Source organism: Puniceicoccaceae bacterium (assembly GCA_040224245.1).
Lineage (GTDB): Bacteria > Verrucomicrobiota > Verrucomicrobiia > Opitutales > JAFGAQ01 > JAKSBQ01.
In genome coordinates this window covers 19,937-37,594 of sequence record JBEGIR010000032.1, presented here as the reverse complement: position 1 = coordinate 37,594, position 17,658 = coordinate 19,937, and the positions used below count along the sequence as shown (strand labels likewise).

Sequence of the window (17,658 nt, the reverse complement as noted above, 5' to 3'; positions counted from 1 at the left end):
GCGCAGAAGCGGATTTGAGTGGTTTGGTATTCCGATACCGTGAGCTTAGGTTTTATGAGGGGATGGTTGTGCGCTTTGTTAGAAACAAAAGGCCGCTAAAAATCATTTTTGCATAGGAAAAATACTCCGAAAAACGGGGTCTTATGGTTTGTAACAGAACGGTTACAATCTCATTTCAAACGGTAGAAACCATTGACACTTTTGTGCTTTTGAATTCTTGGTACGCGTGGATTTCCGAAGGATTCGGTTTTTCATCATAACAACCTATCGAAATGAAACCTCAGCGACTCCGGACATGCTTTGCACGGTTGTCGAAGTGGGAAAACTCAAGACTATGAAAACTAGATTATGGAAGTTGGCATTCGTAGCCATGGCATGTGTCATGGGTACTTCAGTGCTCCATGCTCAGAGTGTCACGACCTCTGCGCTTGCGGGGGTGGTTACCGACGCATCCGGAGAGCCTGTTGCAGGCCTTACGGTGACGGCAGTACATGCTCCTACCGGAACGGTTTATCGCGCGGTCACCCGTGAAGGAGGTGCTTATGGTATCGTGGGAATGCGTCCTGGTGGACCCTATGTGCTTCAGATCACTGGTGAGGGAGTGCGTCCCACGACGGTGAATGATATCCAGTTGCAGCTATCTGTCACGCGCACCCTGAATCTCCAGGTGCAGCAGGATGTGGTCGATCTTGAACCCTATGTGGTTTCAGCCCGCGACCTTACCAGCATCGATCTCAACCAGATCGGCGTGGGGACCAGTCTTAACAGTGCGTCGGTAACATCGCTGCCACAGACCGGAGCTTCTCTGAATGACTTTGCACGTCTCAATCCGTTTGTGACGGTCAATGAGGCGGACCGCAACGAAATGACAGTTGCAGGACAGAACAACCGTTTCAACAGCATCCAAATCGACGGAGTGCGCGTGAACGACCAGTTTGGTTTGGATTCATCAGGATCGGTTTCCCTGGTTTCGCCGCTTCCCTATGAAGCGATTGAAGCGTTGAATGTGGAAATTTCGCCCTACGACTTGCGCCAGAGCGGTTTTACGGGTGCTTCGATCAATGCGGTGACCAAGAGCGGAACGAATCGCTTGAGCGGCAGTCTCTATACGCGCTACACCGATGACCATTTCCGTGGTGAAGATGTTAATGATGGCTCCAATACGCTCTTCCGCGAGTGGACCTGGGGTGCCAGCCTGGGCGGTGCGATCATCCAGGACAAACTGTTCTTCTATGTGAACTACGAAGAGTTTGAGCGCACGCTTGAACCCGGTGCACCGGGATTTATTCCCGATGCTGCAGCGATTCAACAGGTGGTTGACTACGGCAAGAATGTGCTGGGTGTTGACTTTGGCGTATGGGCACCGCCTTCCGCTGTGAAGCTCAACACGGAAACCCTGCTCGTGAACATCGACTGGAACATCAGCTCGATGCACCGTGCGCGGTTCAGCTACCGTGGACAGGATGGTGTCAGTCCGAATTTTGGGGATTTTGATGACTTCGGTGAAACTGCGCTTTCCACCAACTTCTACTCTCAGGAACGCGGTGAAGACTACTTCGTCGCCCAGCTCTTCAGTGACTGGTCTGACAAGTTCTCCACGGAATTTAAGGTTTCCTATGGTGAATACCGCCAACCCAGCTCCTTTGAATCTCCGCTGCCCGCGATTGAAATTGATGCCTTCCCGGGTGCTGATGGCGATCCAGACGCTGGTGAACTGTTCATTGGAACCGAGCGCTTCCGTCACGCGAACAACCTCGACTGGGACATTCTCACAATTGCAGGTTCGGGAACCTATTACGCCGGTGCTCACGAAATCACTGCTGGTTTTGACTATGAGTTCACAAAGTACGCGAACCTTTTCCTCTCGGATTCCCTTGGTAACTTTGTGTTTCGCAATCTGGATGACTTCCTAAACGACCGTCCCCAGTTTGACGGATTCCGCAATACTGGCATCACAGGCCAGAACCCGATTGCGGAACCTGAGCTCGGTGTTCTCGGGGTTTACATTCAGGATCGCTGGCAGGTGAATTCGGATCTCACCATCACGGGTGGTGTGCGTGTGGACATGACGCTGTCAGACACCGAACCTCCGGTGGCACAGGGCTTTGAACAGGCATTCGGATTTGGCAATGGTGGTTCCATCGATGGTGCCACCGTGGTTGCACCGCGCATTGGATTCAAATACCGTGTGCGCCAGAGCTGGATTCCAGAAGAGCACAATGTTTACCTGCGCGGTGGTGTGGGACTCTTCCAGGGTCGCACCCCTGCAGTATGGTTTGCAAATGCCTATACCAACAACGGTGAAACCGCTGGCAGCATCGACCTGACAGATGGCCTGGTCAGCTACATGCAGAATGACTTCGATCCGAATAACTCGCCGATCTATGTTCCTCGCGAGCAGAGCACACCGGCAGTTGATGCACTCGAGGAGGATCTCGAATTGCCCTCGATCTGGCGTGGCAACCTCGCACTCGACTACGAAGTGCCGGCTTGGGATCTTGTCTTCACGGCTGAAGTGCTGATGTCCACCGTCAAGAACGCGCTCTATGTCTATGACGCAAACCAACCTGTGGTTGGAACCGGTCCGGACGGACGCAAACTCTACGAAAACCGGGGTGTTACCACGGATTTCCGCGAAGTCTACGTGTTGGGCAATACCAGCGAAGGAGACAGCCGCAACATCGTATTTCAGGTCAGCCGCCCCGACCGTGGACAAGGGTTCTTTGGTTCCCTCTCTGTCAACTTTGGGCATTCGGACGACGTGAATCCCTTCACTTCGAGCCGTGCCATCTCGAACTGGCAGAACCGTGCAGGATTCAACCTGAACGATCCGGAAGGTGGCACCTCGAATTTCGAGATCAAGGAACGTTGGCTCGGTGTGTTTGGATACACGCACGATTGGGGCAACGGTCACAAGACCCGCGCAACGCTCGTGTATGAAGGCCGTGTTGGTCGTCCGTTCAGCTACACCTTCTCGACGGATATCAACGGTGACGGGCGCAACAACAACGATCTGCTCTACATCCCGACGGGACCGAGCGATCCGAACGTCGTGTTTGCTGACACCTTTGATACGGGGCCGTTTTTCGACTTCCTCGAGCGCGTCGGTTTGGCTCAGCACGGTGGTTCCTACGCGCCGCGCAACAGTCAGAACAGCCCATGGGTTCATGTCTGGGATCTGAAGATTACCCAGGAAATCCCACTGTCTTATCGTGACATGGGACTGGAGCTTTTTGTTTCGGTGCGCAACCTTGGCAACCTGCTCAACGACGACTGGGGACTCACCGAAGAAGTTGGATTCCCCTACTCGGCACGTGCCGTGAACGCGGACATCGTGGATGGAAAATACGTGTTCAACACCTTCGATCCTGACGAACCCGTTATTTATGTGGGCGACAATCGCTCACGCTGGGGTGTTCAGTTTGGTGCGAAACTGAGCTTCTGATCTCCCCGATGATCACCTACTCCCGATGTGCGGCCTCACGGCAGTCATCGGGATGAATGTGACTTCACAAAAAACCCTCGTCTGGTTTCAGTCGGGGGTTTTTGTTTTCTGTCTAAGCAAAAGGCCCGACGGTCCAAACCCGAGGACGTTTTGATGAAATCTGTGAACTCAGCGGCGTTTCAGCAGTGCGGCGACGTAGACCAGCGCGGCGAGTTCGATCATGGTGGCTCCGGCGGGAAGGTTCCACGCATACGAAATCCAGAGGCCGAGTACCAGAGTGCTGGCACTGATCCCCACTGCCAGCAACATCATTCGCGGCAAGCTGGTGCTCAGGCGGCTTGCGGTTGCGGCGGGCAGGGTGAGCAGTGCAATGACCAGAACGATGCCCACAAGTCGCACCAACACCACGACGGTCAATGCGGTTGCGAGCGTGAAGAGCACATCCATGCGTGCGGAATGCGTACCCCTCAGTTCTGCGAGTGTGGTATTGAAACTGACGGCAACCAGACGGTCATAACTCCATGCAATGTAGCCCAAAATGAGCAAAGTCAGTCCCGCCATGATCCATAGATCTCCCGTGGAAACCAGCAGAATGTCTCCAAACAGATAACCCATCAGGTCCTGCGCATATCCGGGTGTGAGGGTCATGAACGTGATTCCAAGTGCCATGCCAAGTGCCCACATGGCGCTGAGCAGGGTGTCTTCGCGCTCAGTGGCCCTCGCGCGCACGGCACTGGCAATTCCACCCGCCAGCAAAGCGGCGAGCAGAGCCCCGAGCATCGGTGTCATCCACTCAATCCCGTGCACCACCTGAAGGTAACGGGAGAATCCGATGCCGCCGAGGGCGCAGTGCGAAATCGCACCCACCGCATAGGTGGATCGACGGATCACCACAAAGGAACCCATGATGCCGCAGATCACCGAGCACAGCAATGCGGCAAGCACGGCATGCTGCAGGAAGCGGAATTCGAGCAGATCGTTCAGGAAGATCATGAGTCAGAGTGATGATGCGAGTCGGAATCGTGCTTGCACCCCTCATGCGAACCGTGGGGTTGACTCAGCGCGTGTGAGGGGTCGTTCACATGGCAATGGTTGCCATGATGGATGAGGGCCAGTTTGCCGCCATACAGTTCGGTGAAGGTGCTCTCCAGCACGTCATCGATGGCATGCATGGCAGCCGTGCGATTGACGCAGATGACATGGCTGACGTTTTGCGAAACCACGTTCAGGTTGTGTGAAACGAAGACGATGGGGATGCGCTGATTCAATTCCCGAAACAGTTCGTAAATCTCATGCTCCGAGCGTGGGTCCACGTTGGCGGTGGGTTCATCCAGTAGCAGTAAGCTGGGGTCACTGGCCAGCGCCCGCGCGATGAGCACGCGCTGGCGTTCTCCTCCCGACAGTTCGCTGAACGCCTGCTGCGCAAGGTGCTCAGCGCCCGTGCTCACGAGCAGTTCCAGTGCACGCTTTCGCAGGGATTGACCCCAGGCCCAGCGTCGCTTGGGGGCGAGAAAGCCCATGCGCACGACTTCCAGTGCGTTGACTGGGAAATTGCGGTCCAGGTCCAGTTTCTGGGGCACATACCCCACTTCGCTGCGCCGTAGCACAGGATCGCAACCCAGCAGGGCGATTTGTCCCCGGTCGGGCTGCAACAGCCCCAGCATGAGGTGCAGCAGTGTGGTTTTGCCGCCGCCGTTGGGTCCCACAATCGCAGTCATCGAACCTGCAGGGATTTCCAGATTCACGTTGTGCAGGATTTCCCGCCTGCGGTAGGAGAAGCAGACGTCCCGGACAGTGACAACGGGCTGAGAATTGGAAATCGCTGGGCACATGAGTGAATTCAACCTAGGCCATGCATCCTGTATTTGCACGTACATTTGAAGTTGAATTCGAGTGGGGGTGCACTAGTTTGGCGTGTCGTCGGTTGGCGAAAATCCGCTGATGATACCGGATATGAAACGATATCGCATCCTTCAATTTCTTTGCAAAATGTTGTGCATTGCCTGTTCATCGGGAGGCATTCTTTCGGTGAGTGCTTCGGGTGAAGAAGTGCTGCGCGTGCTGGTTCCGATCGAACCCTATCGGTTCGTCGTCGAATTCATTGCCGAAGAAGCCGTTGAAGTGGAGTCCCTGGTTCCGGCGGGCATGGATCCCCATCATTTTTCGCCGACGGGTAAACAGGTTCGCTTCATGGCTTCGGCAGATCTCTATTTTGCCACCGGCCTGCCGTTTGAGCAGCAAAATGGAAACAAGCACCTGGCCAACAGTAAAGCACTCCGGATTGATTTGCTGGAGGGACTTCCATTGAAGGAATCCACCTATGTCTGTGAGCATGGACATGTGCACTCCCATTCCCATGCCGGGCACGATGCACACGGACATGATCTTGCTGCAGAAGCCATGGACCCGCATGTCTGGACCTCTCCGATTCTGATGTCAATGCAGGTGGATCGCATTCTGGAAACCCTTGTTGCCCAACGACCCGGCGCAGAAGCATTGTTTCGCGAACGTGCGCTTGCGCTGAAGACAGAGTTGCAGGTGCTCGATGCGCAGTTTCAGGACCTGCGGGAGCAAACAGGACCCCTTCGACTGCTGGTCTACCATCCGGCCTGGTCCTATTTTTGCGAGGCCTATGGGTGGCAGCAGGTATCGGTGGAGCGTGAAGGCAAGGCCCTGCAGGCACGTGAGCTGGTGCGGCTGCTTCAGTCCATTGACGAGGGCTATTTTCCAGTCCTGTTGATTCAGCCTCAGATCCAGGCACGCATGCCCCAACAATTTGCAACTGAGGCGGGGTTGGCGGTTGAGGTTGTGGATCCGTTGGCCTATGATTATCTCGATGCCATGCGGCATCTGTACGAGGTGCTGGTTTCATCGACAGAGCATGGATTGTAGACGTTGTCGAAATTCTCCCGAATTTCGCTACGGGTGAGGGGGCAGCATTTCGTCTCTGTCCACGCAAACCCCTCCGATTTCGCTTGAACTGTTCGCCTGTGTGGGAGTGGATCGTGGCATGGTTGCAGACGGAGTATCGATTTGGTTGCTGATTCCCGCAGTTGCAGTGGTGTATGTGCTGCTTGCCAATCTGGGGCGGGTACGGACAGCGGATGCCCGGCGCATGATCGCTGAGGGGGCAACCCTGCTGGATGTGCGCAGCCCCGAGGAGGTCAAGGGGGACGGAATTGAAGGGGCCATCAACGTTCCGGTACAGCTTGTGGGGCCGGGAATCCGGGAATCGCTTGTAAACCCGGAGCAACCCATTCTCTGTTTTTGTCTGAGCGGGTCGCGATCCAGCACGGCGGTCGGGCGGCTGAAACGTCTTGGCTTTCGGGCCTACAATGTAGGGGGAGTCGGGCGCATGCGACGCCTGCTGGAAACCTCCTGAACCGGCGTAGCGATAAGGACTCAGTCTGCGACAATGCTTGCGGCAACAAGTTCGCGCAGACGCTGCGTATCGGTGACGTGGGTTTTTGCAAGAAAACCACGGGCGTGCGCAAAGTGAACATCGGGAGCATCGGTGATGCGGGAAAAATCGAGCAGTGGATCGTCCTGATATCGGGAGAGTCCGTAGCCGGGGCCGCGACGATCCGGATAGATGAGGCCGTGCAGGCGCAGGCTGTGTTCATCCATGAAGCGGGCAAGCCCGAGGCTGGGGTCGTCGGGAAGGGGATCGGTACGTGGCAGAAAGATCATGCGCAATGTGCTTTCTGCTGCATCGTGCGGAAATTCCCAAATCTCATGGTGCGCTGCAATGAACTGCAGCCGGTCGTGCAGGGTTTTCAGGTAGCGAACCAGATCGGAGCCCGTGCGTCGCAGGGTCTCCCACAACGCATCTCCGGGCTTCCAGCGTTCGCCAGATGCGAACCAGTTCAGCAGGGTGACATCGAGCGGAGAGTGGAGCTTTCGCGATACTTCGGGGTCGATACCCAGCCATCGCGCAGTCGCAATTGCACCTTTGCTGTCGAACCATTCGAGCGTTTCGAGCCAGTCGCAAAAGCGATGTGCATCTTCATAGAGGTCAAGCGCTTGCAGCACGAGAGAGAGCGAGCAGGTCGGGGTGTGATCTCTGGGGAACTGATGGTGGTCGAAATTTGAGCGAGCGGGGTCATGCACATATCCGATATCGACCACTGCAACCTGGGGATCGTGCAATTCTTCGGGTGTAGGATCCCTCCTCAAGATCTCGACTGGGTGTGCCTGCAGCAGTAGTGCGCAGGCCAGCAGTTCATCTTTGTGGGCACCACCGGGGTGGGTGACGATGGTGTGGATGGATGATGGCAGACTCATGGATGGCATTGCAGGCAAAAGTGCGATGGCATCGCATTCGCCCGGCAATGGCAATGCTGGAAGCGATCAATCCGTCGTCACCTCACTCGGGTCATAGATGTAGCCGACACCGTGGATCGTTCGGAAGGAATCGAGCTTGATGCCGTGGCGATTGAACGCATCCCGGATCTTCACGATGTACTGGTCGAGTGAGCGACTCTTGACATCTGCGTGAATGCCCCAGACCGCATGGATGAGATTTTTGCGGGTCAGGATGGTGCCCTGATTTGCAAAGAGGTAGGCCATGATGCCAAACTCCTTGCGACCAAGGGGTTCGGTCACTCCATCGGGGAAGGTAATTTCGAGCCGCTGGGTATTGATCTCCGCGCCGCAGAACTCAAACGGTTTTTCCGAAATCTTGGACGTCGGTGTGACCTGGTTATCCCGTGAGGTTTCGGCACGCCGCAGTACCGCGTTGATGCGGGCTACCAGTTCTGGAAACGAGAAAGGCTTGGTCACGTAGTCATCTGCTCCGGTCTCGAGGCCACGCACCTTCTGCACTTCGGAATCATTGCCGGTGAAAAAAATCACGGGCAGGTCAAACCCACTCTTTCGCAGTTCCTCCAGAAGTGAGAATCCACTGCCGTCTGGCAGGTTCACGTCGAGCAACATGAGGTTGGCAAAGCTGTTTTCGAGAAATTTCTGAACATTGCCAGCACGGAAAAAGACCTGTGTCTTCATTCCGGCCAGTTCCAGATGCTCGGCGGTGAGGTTCGCCAGTGCCTTATCGTCCTCGACAATCAGAATGAGCGGTTTGGATGCTGATGTCATTTTCTTGTGGTTATGTGATGGTGCGGAGAGCTGTGAAACAGATTCTCAAGAGAAATTTACATTTTTACAATTATTATCCTCTATCGGCAGAAATGGCTTGTTTTTTAGCACTAAGATTTATTCGGATCATTTTATGATGAGTTTAGGCTCCGAGCAGATAAAAATTGGTTTTCCCAAGGGAAGTCTGGAAGACGCGACCATTCGGCTCTTTGGCAAGGCCGGATACCGTGTGACCAAGAGTTCCCGCTCCTATCGCCCGTCGATTGACGACCCGGAACTGGACGGACGCTTCATCCGGGCGCAGGAGATCAGCCGTTATGTTGAAAAAGGGTTTTTTGACTGCGGGCTGACGGGGCAGGACTGGATTCGCGAAAACAACTCGGACATCGTTGATGTCTGTGGCCTGGTTTACAGCAAGGCGAGTTCGGTGGAATCGCGCTGGATCATCGCTGTGCCGGAGCAGTCCGACATTCGCACCCTGCAGGATCTCAACGGAAAAACCATTGCCACGGAGCTGGTCAACTCCACGCGCAAGTATCTGGAGGATCACGGCGTGCAGGCGGATGTGGAATTTTCCTGGGGTGCAACTGAAGTCAAGGTGCCCGAACTCGTGGATGCCATTGTCGACATTACTGAGACGGGCAATTCCCTACGCGCGAACAAGCTGCGCATTCTCGAAACCATGTTCACTACGCACACGCGCTTTATTGCAAACAAGGCAGCGTGGGAGCATCCGGCAAAGCGGCGCAAGATCGAAAACCTTGCGCTCCTGCTGCAGGCGGCACTGGAGGCCGAGGACAAGGTGGGACTCAAGCTCAACGTTGAGCGCACGAGCCTTGATCGGGTGCTGCAGGATCTGCCCGCCCTCAAGAATCCGACGATTTCTCCGCTTGCCGACGACAGCTGGGTCGCGATCGAGGCCATCGTCAATGAGAAGGTGGTGCGTGAGATCATTCCGATTCTGCGCGAGCATGGTGCCCAGGGCATTGTCGAGTATCCGCTCAACAAGGTGGTGCTCTGAGTTTGAAGTGAGCTGGGTCGCTACGACCTCGCAATCCTGCAACCAGTTCCTGCAGTCCCTGTTGCCTGCATCTCATTGATTCCATTGCTGATGTGATATCGCTGAGAGGTGGGGTTTCATGCGCGCAAATCCCGCTGATTTTCGGGCTTGCCCAGGACTCGGTTTTCCTGTTTCATCAACCTTTTTTCGTTTGCCGGGCACCCAACGGTTGGGTGTCTGACAAAAGAACACATTGAATATTAACCACTAACCAACTTTCGGGATTCAACTCCCGAAGTCCAACAAGTTCATATGGGCTCATTAATGGAAGAGCTGCTCGCTGAGAGCAACATTCAACCCCTCGTAGAGGGTACTATCATCCCCGGAACCATCACCGAAATCCGACAAAGCGAGGTCATCGTTGACATTGGAGCCAAGTCTGAAGGTGCCATCCCGCACGTCGAATTCATCGATGTAGGAGAATTGGAAGTCGGATCGCAGATCGAGGTTTTCCTCGAAAAGATCGAGGACAAGGACGGAAACCCTGTGGTTTCTTTCGACAAGGCCGAGCAGAAGAAGAATTGGGAAAACATCCTTGCCAAGTGTGAGGAAGGCTCGGTTGTTCAGGGTCGCGTGAAGGCCAAGGTCAAGGGCGGACTGATGATCAGCATCGGTGTGGATTCTTTCCTGCCGTCGTCGCAGATCGACATCCAGCCCCCGAAGAATCTGGACCAGTATGTGGGCCAGACCTACGACTTTAAGGTGCTCAAGATCAATCAGGAGCGCCGCAACATTGTGGTATCCCGCCGCGAGCTGATCGAAGAACAGCGCGCTGAGAAGCGCCGCACCCTGCTTGAGGAAGTCAAGCCAGGTGATCGCCGCCGGGGTATCGTCAAGAATACCACCGACTACGGTGCCTTCATCGACCTCGACGGTCTCGACGGTCTGCTTCACATCACGGACATGAGCTGGGGCCGCATCTCGCACCCGAGTGAGATGGTGAAGACCGGTGAAGAAATCGAAGTGATGATCATCGAAGTGGATCGTGAAAAGGAGCGGGTGTCTCTCGGACTCAAACAGCTCAACGCGAATCCCTGGGAGAAGATCGAAGAGAAATACCCTGTTGGCGGTCGCATCACCGGGAAGGTGGTCAACCTCGTACAGTATGGTGCTTTCATCGAAATCGAAGAGGGCGTCGAAGGTTTGGTGCACGTCACCGAAATGTCCTGGACCAAACGCATCAACAAACCGAGTGAGGTTCTCAAGATCGGGGAAGAAGTCGATGCCGTGGTACTGGGAATCCAGAAGGACGAGCAGAAAATTTCACTCGGACTGCGTCAGCTTGAGGAAAATCCCTGGGATATGGCCCGTCACAACTACCCAGTGGGCGCCCGTGTTCGGGGTCAGGTACGCAACCTCACTTCCTACGGTGCGTTTGTGGAGCTTGAAGAGGGCATCGACGGCATGGTGCACGTCTCAGACATGAGCTGGACGCGAAAGATCAACCACCCGAGCGAAATGCTCAAGAAGGGTGATGAAGTCGACGCGATTGTGCTCGATGTGGATGCTGCCAACCAGCGCATCTCCCTGGGCATGAAGCAGGTGACTGACGATCCGTGGCTCTCCATCGAGAAGTACTTCAAGATGGGCGATGTGGTCGAAGGCCAGATCACCAAGATCACGTCCTATGGATTCTTCGTGCAACTGTCGCACGATATCGATGGTCTCGTGCACATCAGCCAGATCAGCGAGGATCGCATCGAGAAGATCAAGGAACACCACAATGTTGGCGACACCGTCAACGCGCGTGTGATCAAGATCGACCGCGATGATCGTCGCATCGGCCTGAGCATTAAGGCTGCGAACTATGATTCGGATCAACTGGCTGCAGAAGCGGCGGCCTATGATTCTCTCAAGGGCGACAGCGAACTTGCAAGCCTGGGCGACATCATGGACGAACTCGACAAGTAACCCTGTCGATGCCGTCACGTGTTGACGGAAGCTTTGAAAAAGGCGGTGGACACAGTTCACCGCCTTTTTCTGTGCAGTGGCGCAAAGAATAGGGATGTCCGGGCGGGTGTTCCGAGTTGCAGGATGGCAGGCAATCTGCCATAGCTGTTGGGGTTGTCATCCGCATCATTCACCTCCCATGCTCGAAGAAGTTGAGTCCATCGCCATCGACTATTTTGAAACCAACGGGTTCCTCGTGCGCACGAGTTCGAGTTTGTTCGGACGCCAGGCGGACGGGTTTTTCCCGAGTCTGATGGTGCGCAATCTCAAGGAAGAGGAACTGCAGGAGCGCATGATGTTCAACTTTCAGTGGTTTTCCTCGGACATCCTCAAGACCAAGCGTGCGGTTGTGTCCCTGGTGGGTGAGTCACTGTTTGATATTGGCAACCGGGTATTGCGGCAGGACAAGCGACTGATTCAAAACCTCAAAAAATGCATCACCGCACGGAATGCACCCCGCTTCCCCTGGGAAGAGCACGCCCTGGAGGAGGATATGCGCGGGCACACGCATCTGGTGCTGCTTCCCCTGTTCCCCGCAGTGGAACCAGGCTACTCGCAACTCTGCGACCTGCTTGCCTCGCGTGGTGTGGCAGGAGTGATGACGCTGCGCACCCTGTTGGATAATCTAATGCAGCAGCTGGAGGTGCTCGAGCCAGAGCGCCTGACCCCGCGACTGAAGCTGCTCAAGCTCATGAAGCAGATGGAACTGCTGAAAGTGCCGCAGTTGGATCTTTTCGAATCGCAGAGTGGCTCACAGGGCTGAGGTTATCTGTTCTTTTCTCTCTTCCGCGGATCGACTCCCAACCGTATCGATCAGAGGTGATTGTGTTGGAAGACACCTTGGTTCTGTAATCGCATCTGCCCGGGATTTTGCGTTGAAGTCATGCGCAAACCTGATGCACTGGGAGGCATGGCAATTCATCCGACTGCGATTGTGGATCCAACGGCAACTCTCGGGAACGACGTAAGCATCGGCCCCTATTCGATTGTGGAGGCGGATGTTGTGATCGGAGAGGGAACTCGCCTGGCGAACAACGTGCGCATCTGCCGCTGGACCCGGCTCGGTGCAAAATGCCGGATCGAATCCAACGCAGTGATCGGAGGCGATCCCCAGTACGTCGGCTGGGATTGCAGCCAACAAACCGGGGTGCTGATCGGCGACCGCTGCACATTGCGGGAAGCTGCAACGGTGCATCGTTCGATCTATGAAGGCAAAAACACTGTGATCGGCAATGACGTGTATTTGATGGTCAATGCGCATGTGGCACACGACTGTGTGCTGGGAGACCGGGTGGTTCTTACAAACAATGCGATGATTGCAGGCCATGCGGAAATCGGAGCAAACGCCTACATCGGCGGCGGTGCGGCCGTGCACCAATTTGTCCGCGTGGGTGAAGGGTCGATGACGGGAGGAGTTTCCCGCATTGTGCAGGATGTTGCTCCCTATCTGATTGTTGCTGAGCGTGGGGAAGTGCACGGACTGAATCTGGTTGGACTCAAGCGCCGGGGCACGAGTCGGGAGGTGATCAAGGAACTGAAAGAATTGTTCCACCTGCTGCTGGATACTCCGGGAAACATCAAAAACCAGGCGGCAGAGATCCTGGAACAACGGGGCGCATCGCTCTCGGAGCAAGGACGCTGCTTTGTGGAATTTTTCCAGACCGGAAAGCGCGGGTTTTCAGGACTGGAACGCAAGAGCGGAAAATCCGGCACTGCGGATAGCTGAACCCTTGAGGAAGGCCTGGCCATGACGGCGAAAATTGCGATCACAATGGGAGATCCGGCCGGAATCGGACCGGAGCTGATCGAACGCCTGTTGCAGGAACAGCCGCAATGGCGGGAGCAGGTGTGCGTGATCGGCCTGAGGAATTGGGTCAGCAGACTCGAGCAATCGCTTGGCGTCACGGTGGAATCCACAGGCGGACCCGAACAGTGCACTCCTGGACATCCTGATGTGGGTGGAGCGCAGGCGGCGCTTGAGGCGATGCAGCGCGCCGCCTCAGGCTGCAGGGAGGGGCGTTACCGTGCGGTGGTGACGGGTCCCATCAGCAAGCATGAGTGTCGAAAGGCAGGCATGACACAGCCGGGGCAGACGGAGTTTTTTGCAGAGCAGTGGGGCGGCGAACCCACCATGGCTTTTGTGGCACCAACCCTGACGGTGTCACTGGCAACCTGGCACGTACCCCTGATGGACCTGCCGAACTGGTTGACTCCGGCGACACTCGAGCGCTGTGTGAGGCACACGGCAGAACTGATGCTTCGGTTGGGTGTGAGTCGACCACGCATCGCAGTATGCGGACTCAATCCTCATGCAGGGGAGCAGGGGCAGATTGGCCGGGAGGAAGTCGAGTGGATCAATCCCCTGATTGCACGGTTGCAGGCGAATCTTGCGCGGATCGAACTGAGCGGATGCCATCCAGCAGATACTGTCTTTTATCGTCACGTGAGCGGGGAATTTGATGCGGTCGTGGCACTGTATCACGACCAGGCGCTCGCTCCTGTGAAAACGGTTGCCTTTCATGAGGCGGTGAATGTCACTCTGGGCCTGCCGCATGTGCGGACGAGTCCGGATCATGGAACTGCCTTTGGCATTGCGGGCAAAGGTGTGGCTCGCCCCCTGAGCTTGCAGCGTGCCCTTGAACTTGCGGACCGTCTAACTCGTCAGGTGGTGTAAGGTTTTGCAAGGAGTGCTGCGTGTTCCTGGGTGGCCTTCCCATTCTTTCCGATAGAATGGGTTTTTCTGTTGAAGTTTGACGCGCTTGGCATAAATGATCACCAGCTATGCCCAAACGCACCGATATTAAGTCCATTTTGATTGTTGGTTCCGGCCCGATTGTGATCGGTCAAGCGTGTGAGTTTGACTACAGCGGAACTCAGGCCTGCAAGGCATTGAAGGAGGAGGGTTACCGGGTTATTCTGGTGAACAGCAACCCTGCTACCATCATGACCGACCCCGAGTTTTCGGATGCGACCTACATCGAACCTTTGGTTCCGGAAGTACTCGAAAAAATTATCGCCAAGGAGCGGCCGGATGTGTTGCTGCCCACCCTGGGAGGACAGACTGGCCTCAATCTCTCGCTGGAACTGGCGAATCGGGGCATACTGGAAAAGTATGGAGTCGAACTGATCGGTGCAAAGAAAGAGGCCATTGAAAAAGGAGAGGACCGGGAGCTTTTTAAGGAAGCGATGTTGAAGATCGGACTCGACGTGGCGCGTTCGTACCGGGTGAGTTCCATCGAGCAGGCCCGTGAGGCCGCCTACGAGCTGGGACTCTTTCCGGTGATCATTCGACCGAGCTACACCTTGGGTGGTGCGGGAGGTGGCATCGCCTATAACAAGGAGGAATATGAACAAATGATCCTTCGGGGTCTGGATATTTCACCCGTGCATGAAGTGCTGGTCGAAGAATGTTTGCTGGGATGGAAGGAATACGAGATGGAAGTCATGCGCGACTGCAAGGACCAGTGCGTGGTGATTTGCTCGATTGAAAACCTCGATCCCATGGGCGTGCACACGGGAGATTCGATCACAGTGGCACCGGCGATGACACTCACCGACAAGGAATACCAGGTCATGCGGGATGCCTCTTTTGCCTGTATCCGCGAGATTGGTGTCGAAACCGGCGGAAGCAACATCCAGTTTTCGGTCAATCCGGAAACGGGGCGCATGGTGGTGATTGAGATGAATCCCCGGGTGAGTCGCAGCTCGGCCCTTGCGTCGAAGGCAACGGGCTTTCCCATTGCCAAGATTGCGGCGAAACTTGCGGTTGGCTACTCCCTCGATGAGTTGAAAAACGACATCACGCGCGAGACTCCCACCTGTTTTGAACCGACCATCGACTATGTGGTGACCAAGGTGCCCCGGTTTACGTTCGAAAAATTCCCGGGCACAGATACCACGCTGACATCCAGCATGAAGTCCGTGGGAGAGGCCATGGCTATCGGTCGCACGTTCAAGGAATCCCTGCAGAAGGCGCTGCGTTCCCTCGAAACCCGAGCGAACGGATTTGGAGCGGGCGGCGCGTTTGGTGATCGCGAACCGAAGGACATCAATGTCATCAAATCCGGCCTGTCACGCCCCTCTGCCGAGCGCATTTTCTGGGTGCGCTACGCGTTCCTCAACGGCATGACCGCCGAAGAAGTGCACCGCATCACCTTTATTGACCCCTGGTTCCTTCACCAGATGCAGCAGCTCGTGGAAATGGAGAATCAGCTGGTGAAACTCCGCTTCAACGATCTGACGCCCGCCGTGCTCAGGAAGGCCAAGGAGTATGGATACACGGATACACAGATTGCGCATCTGGTCGGTTCACAGCGACAGAAGATTCGCAAGCTGCGCGAAAATCACGGCATCTTCACAACCTATCGACTGGTTGATACCTGTGCGGCGGAGTTTGAGGCATTTACCCCCTATTTTTATTCCAGTTACGGCGACGAGAACGAGATCGTGAAATCGGACAAGAAGAAGATCATGATTCTCGGAGGAGGGCCGAATCGCATCGGTCAGGGCATCGAGTTTGACTACTGTTGTGTGCACGCGTCATTTGCCCTGAGGGAGCTGGGTTATGAGTCGATCATGGTGAACTCCAATCCGGAAACCGTGTCGACTGACTACGATACTTCGGACAAGCTCTTCTTTGAGCCACTCACCCTGGAGGATGTGCTCGAAATCTACTCCCAGCAGGAGTGTGACGGCGTCATTGTCCAGTTTGGAGGCCAAACGCCACTCAATCTGGCCGCCGAGCTGGTTGGGTATGGCATTAATATTCTGGGCACGAGTCACCAGAGCATCGAATTGGCAGAAGACCGCGAGCACTTCAAGAACGTGCTCGACAAGATCCACATTCGCCAGCCCGTCAACCGCATTGCCCGCTCTCCTGAGGAAGCTTATGAAATGGCGGGTGTGATCGGGTTTCCCATCCTGCTGCGGCCCTCTTTTGTGCTCGGAGGGCGAGGCATGTTCATTGTTTACGATATCGATGAACTCAAGCGCGTGGTGCGTGAGGTTTTTGACGTTGCACCTGGCAAGCCGGTGTTGCTCGACAAGTTCCTTGAAGACGCGATTGAACTCGATGTGGACTGCATTTCCGATGGAGAGACTGTCGTGATTGGCGGCATGCTTGAGCATGTGGAGTTTGCGGGCGTGCACTCCGGTGATGCGGCAATGGTGTTGCCGCCGCACACGCTGTCTCCGGCAATGCTCGACAAGGTGCGTGAAGCGACTGTCAACCTGGCCAAGGAGCTGAATATCATTGGGTTGATGAATATCCAGTACGCCATCAAGGACGACGAACTGTTCATCATCGAAGCGAACCCACGCGCCTCCCGCACGGTACCATTTGTGAGCAAGGCGATTGGTGTCCCGCTCGCCAAACTCGCTGCCAAGGTGATGGTGGGACACAAACTGAAAGATCTTGGTTTCACTCAGGAGGTCATTCCGCCCTATTATTCCATCAAAGAATCCGTCTTCCCATTTGTGCGTTTCCCGAACAGCCCGATCACGCTCTCTCCGGAAATGAAGAGCACGGGTGAAGTGATGGGACAGGACCGGGATCTGGGCATGGCGTTTGCCAAATCGCAGATGGCCGCCCAACCCGAACTTCCGCTCAAGGGCAATGTCTTCATCTCAGTCAAGGCGGACTACAAGCCTCAGGCGGCCGAACTTGCCCGGAAATTCACCGAGATGGGATTCACGGTCTGTGCTACGGAGGGAACGGCCATGGCCATTGAAGCAGCTGGCGTGTCCGTGCGTCGCCTGTTCAAGCTCAGTGAAGGGGCGCGTCCGAACGTGGTGGACGTGATCAAGAATGGAGAAATCGATATCATCATCAATGTTCCGCAAGGCATGCTGCCCCGGAAGGATGACGACGCGATCCGCCGCGAGGCGCTCAATCATAACATCTGCATGATGACGACGCTCACCAGCGCGTATGCGGCGATTGACGGAATCAAGGCCCTGCAGACGCGTCCGATTGAGGTGTGTTCGGTTCAGGAATATCATCAGCAACTGGGTTCCTGAACCTGTGTCCGCTGCGGCGAGTGGCGGATGTGAATTCTGAATTTATGGGAAAAAGATGGCTCCCTCTGCGGTAAGCAGGGGGAGCCTCACT

Annotated in this window: 13 protein-coding genes; 9 read left to right on the top strand and 4 right to left on the bottom strand. The window is 55.5% G+C overall.

Annotation, left to right across the window (positions count from 1 at the left end; translation table 11 throughout):
- The first annotated feature begins 334 nt into the window (after positions 1–334).
- Complete coding sequence (locus tag ABQ298_05665; protein MEQ9823853.1) at positions 335–3,445, top strand: carboxypeptidase regulatory-like domain-containing protein; 3,111 nt, start codon at positions 335–337, stop codon at positions 3,443–3,445.
- Between the two features lie 168 nt (positions 3,446–3,613).
- On the opposite strand, the gene ABQ298_05660 is transcribed toward ABQ298_05665, so the two are convergent.
- Positions 3,614–4,438 (bottom strand): metal ABC transporter permease, encoded by an 825-nt coding sequence (locus ABQ298_05660; GenBank protein ID MEQ9823852.1) that lies wholly within the window; start codon positions 4,436–4,438, stop codon positions 3,614–3,616.
- Positions 4,435–5,277: an ABC transporter ATP-binding protein gene (locus ABQ298_05655; GenBank protein ID MEQ9823851.1), complete on the bottom strand. Its 843-nt coding sequence runs from the start codon at positions 5,275–5,277 to the stop codon at positions 4,435–4,437. The genes ABQ298_05660 and ABQ298_05655 overlap by 4 nt, the downstream gene beginning before the upstream one ends.
- A gap of 121 nt (positions 5,278–5,398) precedes the next feature.
- Here ABQ298_05655 and ABQ298_05650 point away from each other — a divergent pair, with 121 nt between their 5' ends.
- Positions 5,399–6,337, top strand: coding sequence for a zinc ABC transporter substrate-binding protein (locus tag ABQ298_05650; GenBank protein ID MEQ9823850.1), 939 nt, complete (start codon positions 5,399–5,401; stop codon positions 6,335–6,337).
- A 118-nt stretch (positions 6,338–6,455) separates the two neighbouring features.
- Positions 6,456–6,827, top strand: coding sequence for a rhodanese-like domain-containing protein (locus tag ABQ298_05645; GenBank protein ID MEQ9823849.1), 372 nt, complete (start codon positions 6,456–6,458; stop codon positions 6,825–6,827).
- Positions 6,828–6,847: 20 nt separating this feature from the next.
- On the opposite strand, the gene ABQ298_05640 is transcribed toward ABQ298_05645, so the two are convergent.
- On the bottom strand, positions 6,848–7,729 hold the full coding sequence (locus ABQ298_05640) for an MYG1 family protein (protein MEQ9823848.1): 882 nt from the start codon (positions 7,727–7,729) through the stop codon (positions 6,848–6,850).
- Between the two features lie 66 nt (positions 7,730–7,795).
- Complete coding sequence (locus tag ABQ298_05635; GenBank protein ID MEQ9823847.1) at positions 7,796–8,539, bottom strand: response regulator transcription factor; 744 nt, start codon at positions 8,537–8,539, stop codon at positions 7,796–7,798.
- Positions 8,540–8,675: 136 nt separating this feature from the next.
- Here ABQ298_05635 and hisG point away from each other — a divergent pair, with 136 nt between their 5' ends.
- From hisG to carB, 6 genes are all read left to right on the top strand, one after another.
- Positions 8,676–9,560 carry an ATP phosphoribosyltransferase gene (hisG, locus tag ABQ298_05630; protein ID MEQ9823846.1) on the top strand — a complete coding sequence of 295 codons (885 nt, stop codon included), beginning with the start codon at positions 8,676–8,678 and terminating at the stop codon, positions 9,558–9,560.
- 303 nt (positions 9,561–9,863) lie between these two features.
- Positions 9,864–11,510 (top strand): 30S ribosomal protein S1, encoded by a 1,647-nt coding sequence (gene rpsA / locus ABQ298_05625; GenBank protein MEQ9823845.1) that lies wholly within the window; start codon positions 9,864–9,866, stop codon positions 11,508–11,510.
- A 178-nt stretch (positions 11,511–11,688) separates the two neighbouring features.
- Positions 11,689–12,312, top strand: a complete 624-nt coding sequence (locus tag ABQ298_05620) for a hypothetical protein (GenBank protein MEQ9823844.1) — start codon at positions 11,689–11,691, stop codon at positions 12,310–12,312.
- A 120-nt stretch (positions 12,313–12,432) separates the two neighbouring features.
- Positions 12,433–13,275, top strand: coding sequence for an acyl-ACP--UDP-N-acetylglucosamine O-acyltransferase (gene lpxA / locus ABQ298_05615; GenBank protein ID MEQ9823843.1), 843 nt, complete (start codon positions 12,433–12,435; stop codon positions 13,273–13,275).
- A gap of 21 nt (positions 13,276–13,296) precedes the next feature.
- The gene (gene pdxA / locus ABQ298_05610; protein MEQ9823842.1) at positions 13,297–14,223 is read left to right on the top strand and encodes a 4-hydroxythreonine-4-phosphate dehydrogenase PdxA; all 927 of its coding nucleotides are present in this window, start codon (positions 13,297–13,299) and stop codon (positions 14,221–14,223) included.
- A gap of 107 nt (positions 14,224–14,330) precedes the next feature.
- Positions 14,331–17,567, top strand: a complete 3,237-nt coding sequence (gene carB, locus ABQ298_05605) for a carbamoyl-phosphate synthase large subunit (protein MEQ9823841.1) — start codon at positions 14,331–14,333, stop codon at positions 17,565–17,567.
- Positions 17,568–17,658 lie beyond the last annotated feature (91 nt).

Coding starts and splice junctions, on each gene's coding strand:
- ABQ298_05665 (MEQ9823853.1), top strand. CDS start 335: ATGAAAACTAGATTATGGAAGTTGGCATTCGTAGCCATGGCATGTGTC.
- ABQ298_05660 (MEQ9823852.1), bottom strand. CDS start 4,438: ATGATCTTCCTGAACGATCTGCTCGAATTCCGCTTCCTGCAGCATGCC.
- ABQ298_05655 (MEQ9823851.1), bottom strand. CDS start 5,277: ATGTGCCCAGCGATTTCCAATTCTCAGCCCGTTGTCACTGTCCGGGAC.
- ABQ298_05650 (MEQ9823850.1), top strand. CDS start 5,399: ATGAAACGATATCGCATCCTTCAATTTCTTTGCAAAATGTTGTGCATT.
- ABQ298_05645 (MEQ9823849.1), top strand. CDS start 6,456: ATGGTTGCAGACGGAGTATCGATTTGGTTGCTGATTCCCGCAGTTGCA.
- ABQ298_05640 (MEQ9823848.1), bottom strand. CDS start 7,729: ATGAGTCTGCCATCATCCATCCACACCATCGTCACCCACCCCGGTGGT.
- ABQ298_05635 (MEQ9823847.1), bottom strand. CDS start 8,539: ATGACATCAGCATCCAAACCGCTCATTCTGATTGTCGAGGACGATAAG.
- hisG (MEQ9823846.1), top strand. CDS start 8,676: ATGAGTTTAGGCTCCGAGCAGATAAAAATTGGTTTTCCCAAGGGAAGT.
- rpsA (MEQ9823845.1), top strand. CDS start 9,864: ATGGAAGAGCTGCTCGCTGAGAGCAACATTCAACCCCTCGTAGAGGGT.
- ABQ298_05620 (MEQ9823844.1), top strand. CDS start 11,689: ATGCTCGAAGAAGTTGAGTCCATCGCCATCGACTATTTTGAAACCAAC.
- lpxA (MEQ9823843.1), top strand. CDS start 12,433: ATGCGCAAACCTGATGCACTGGGAGGCATGGCAATTCATCCGACTGCG.
- pdxA (MEQ9823842.1), top strand. CDS start 13,297: ATGACGGCGAAAATTGCGATCACAATGGGAGATCCGGCCGGAATCGGA.
- carB (MEQ9823841.1), top strand. CDS start 14,331: ATGCCCAAACGCACCGATATTAAGTCCATTTTGATTGTTGGTTCCGGC.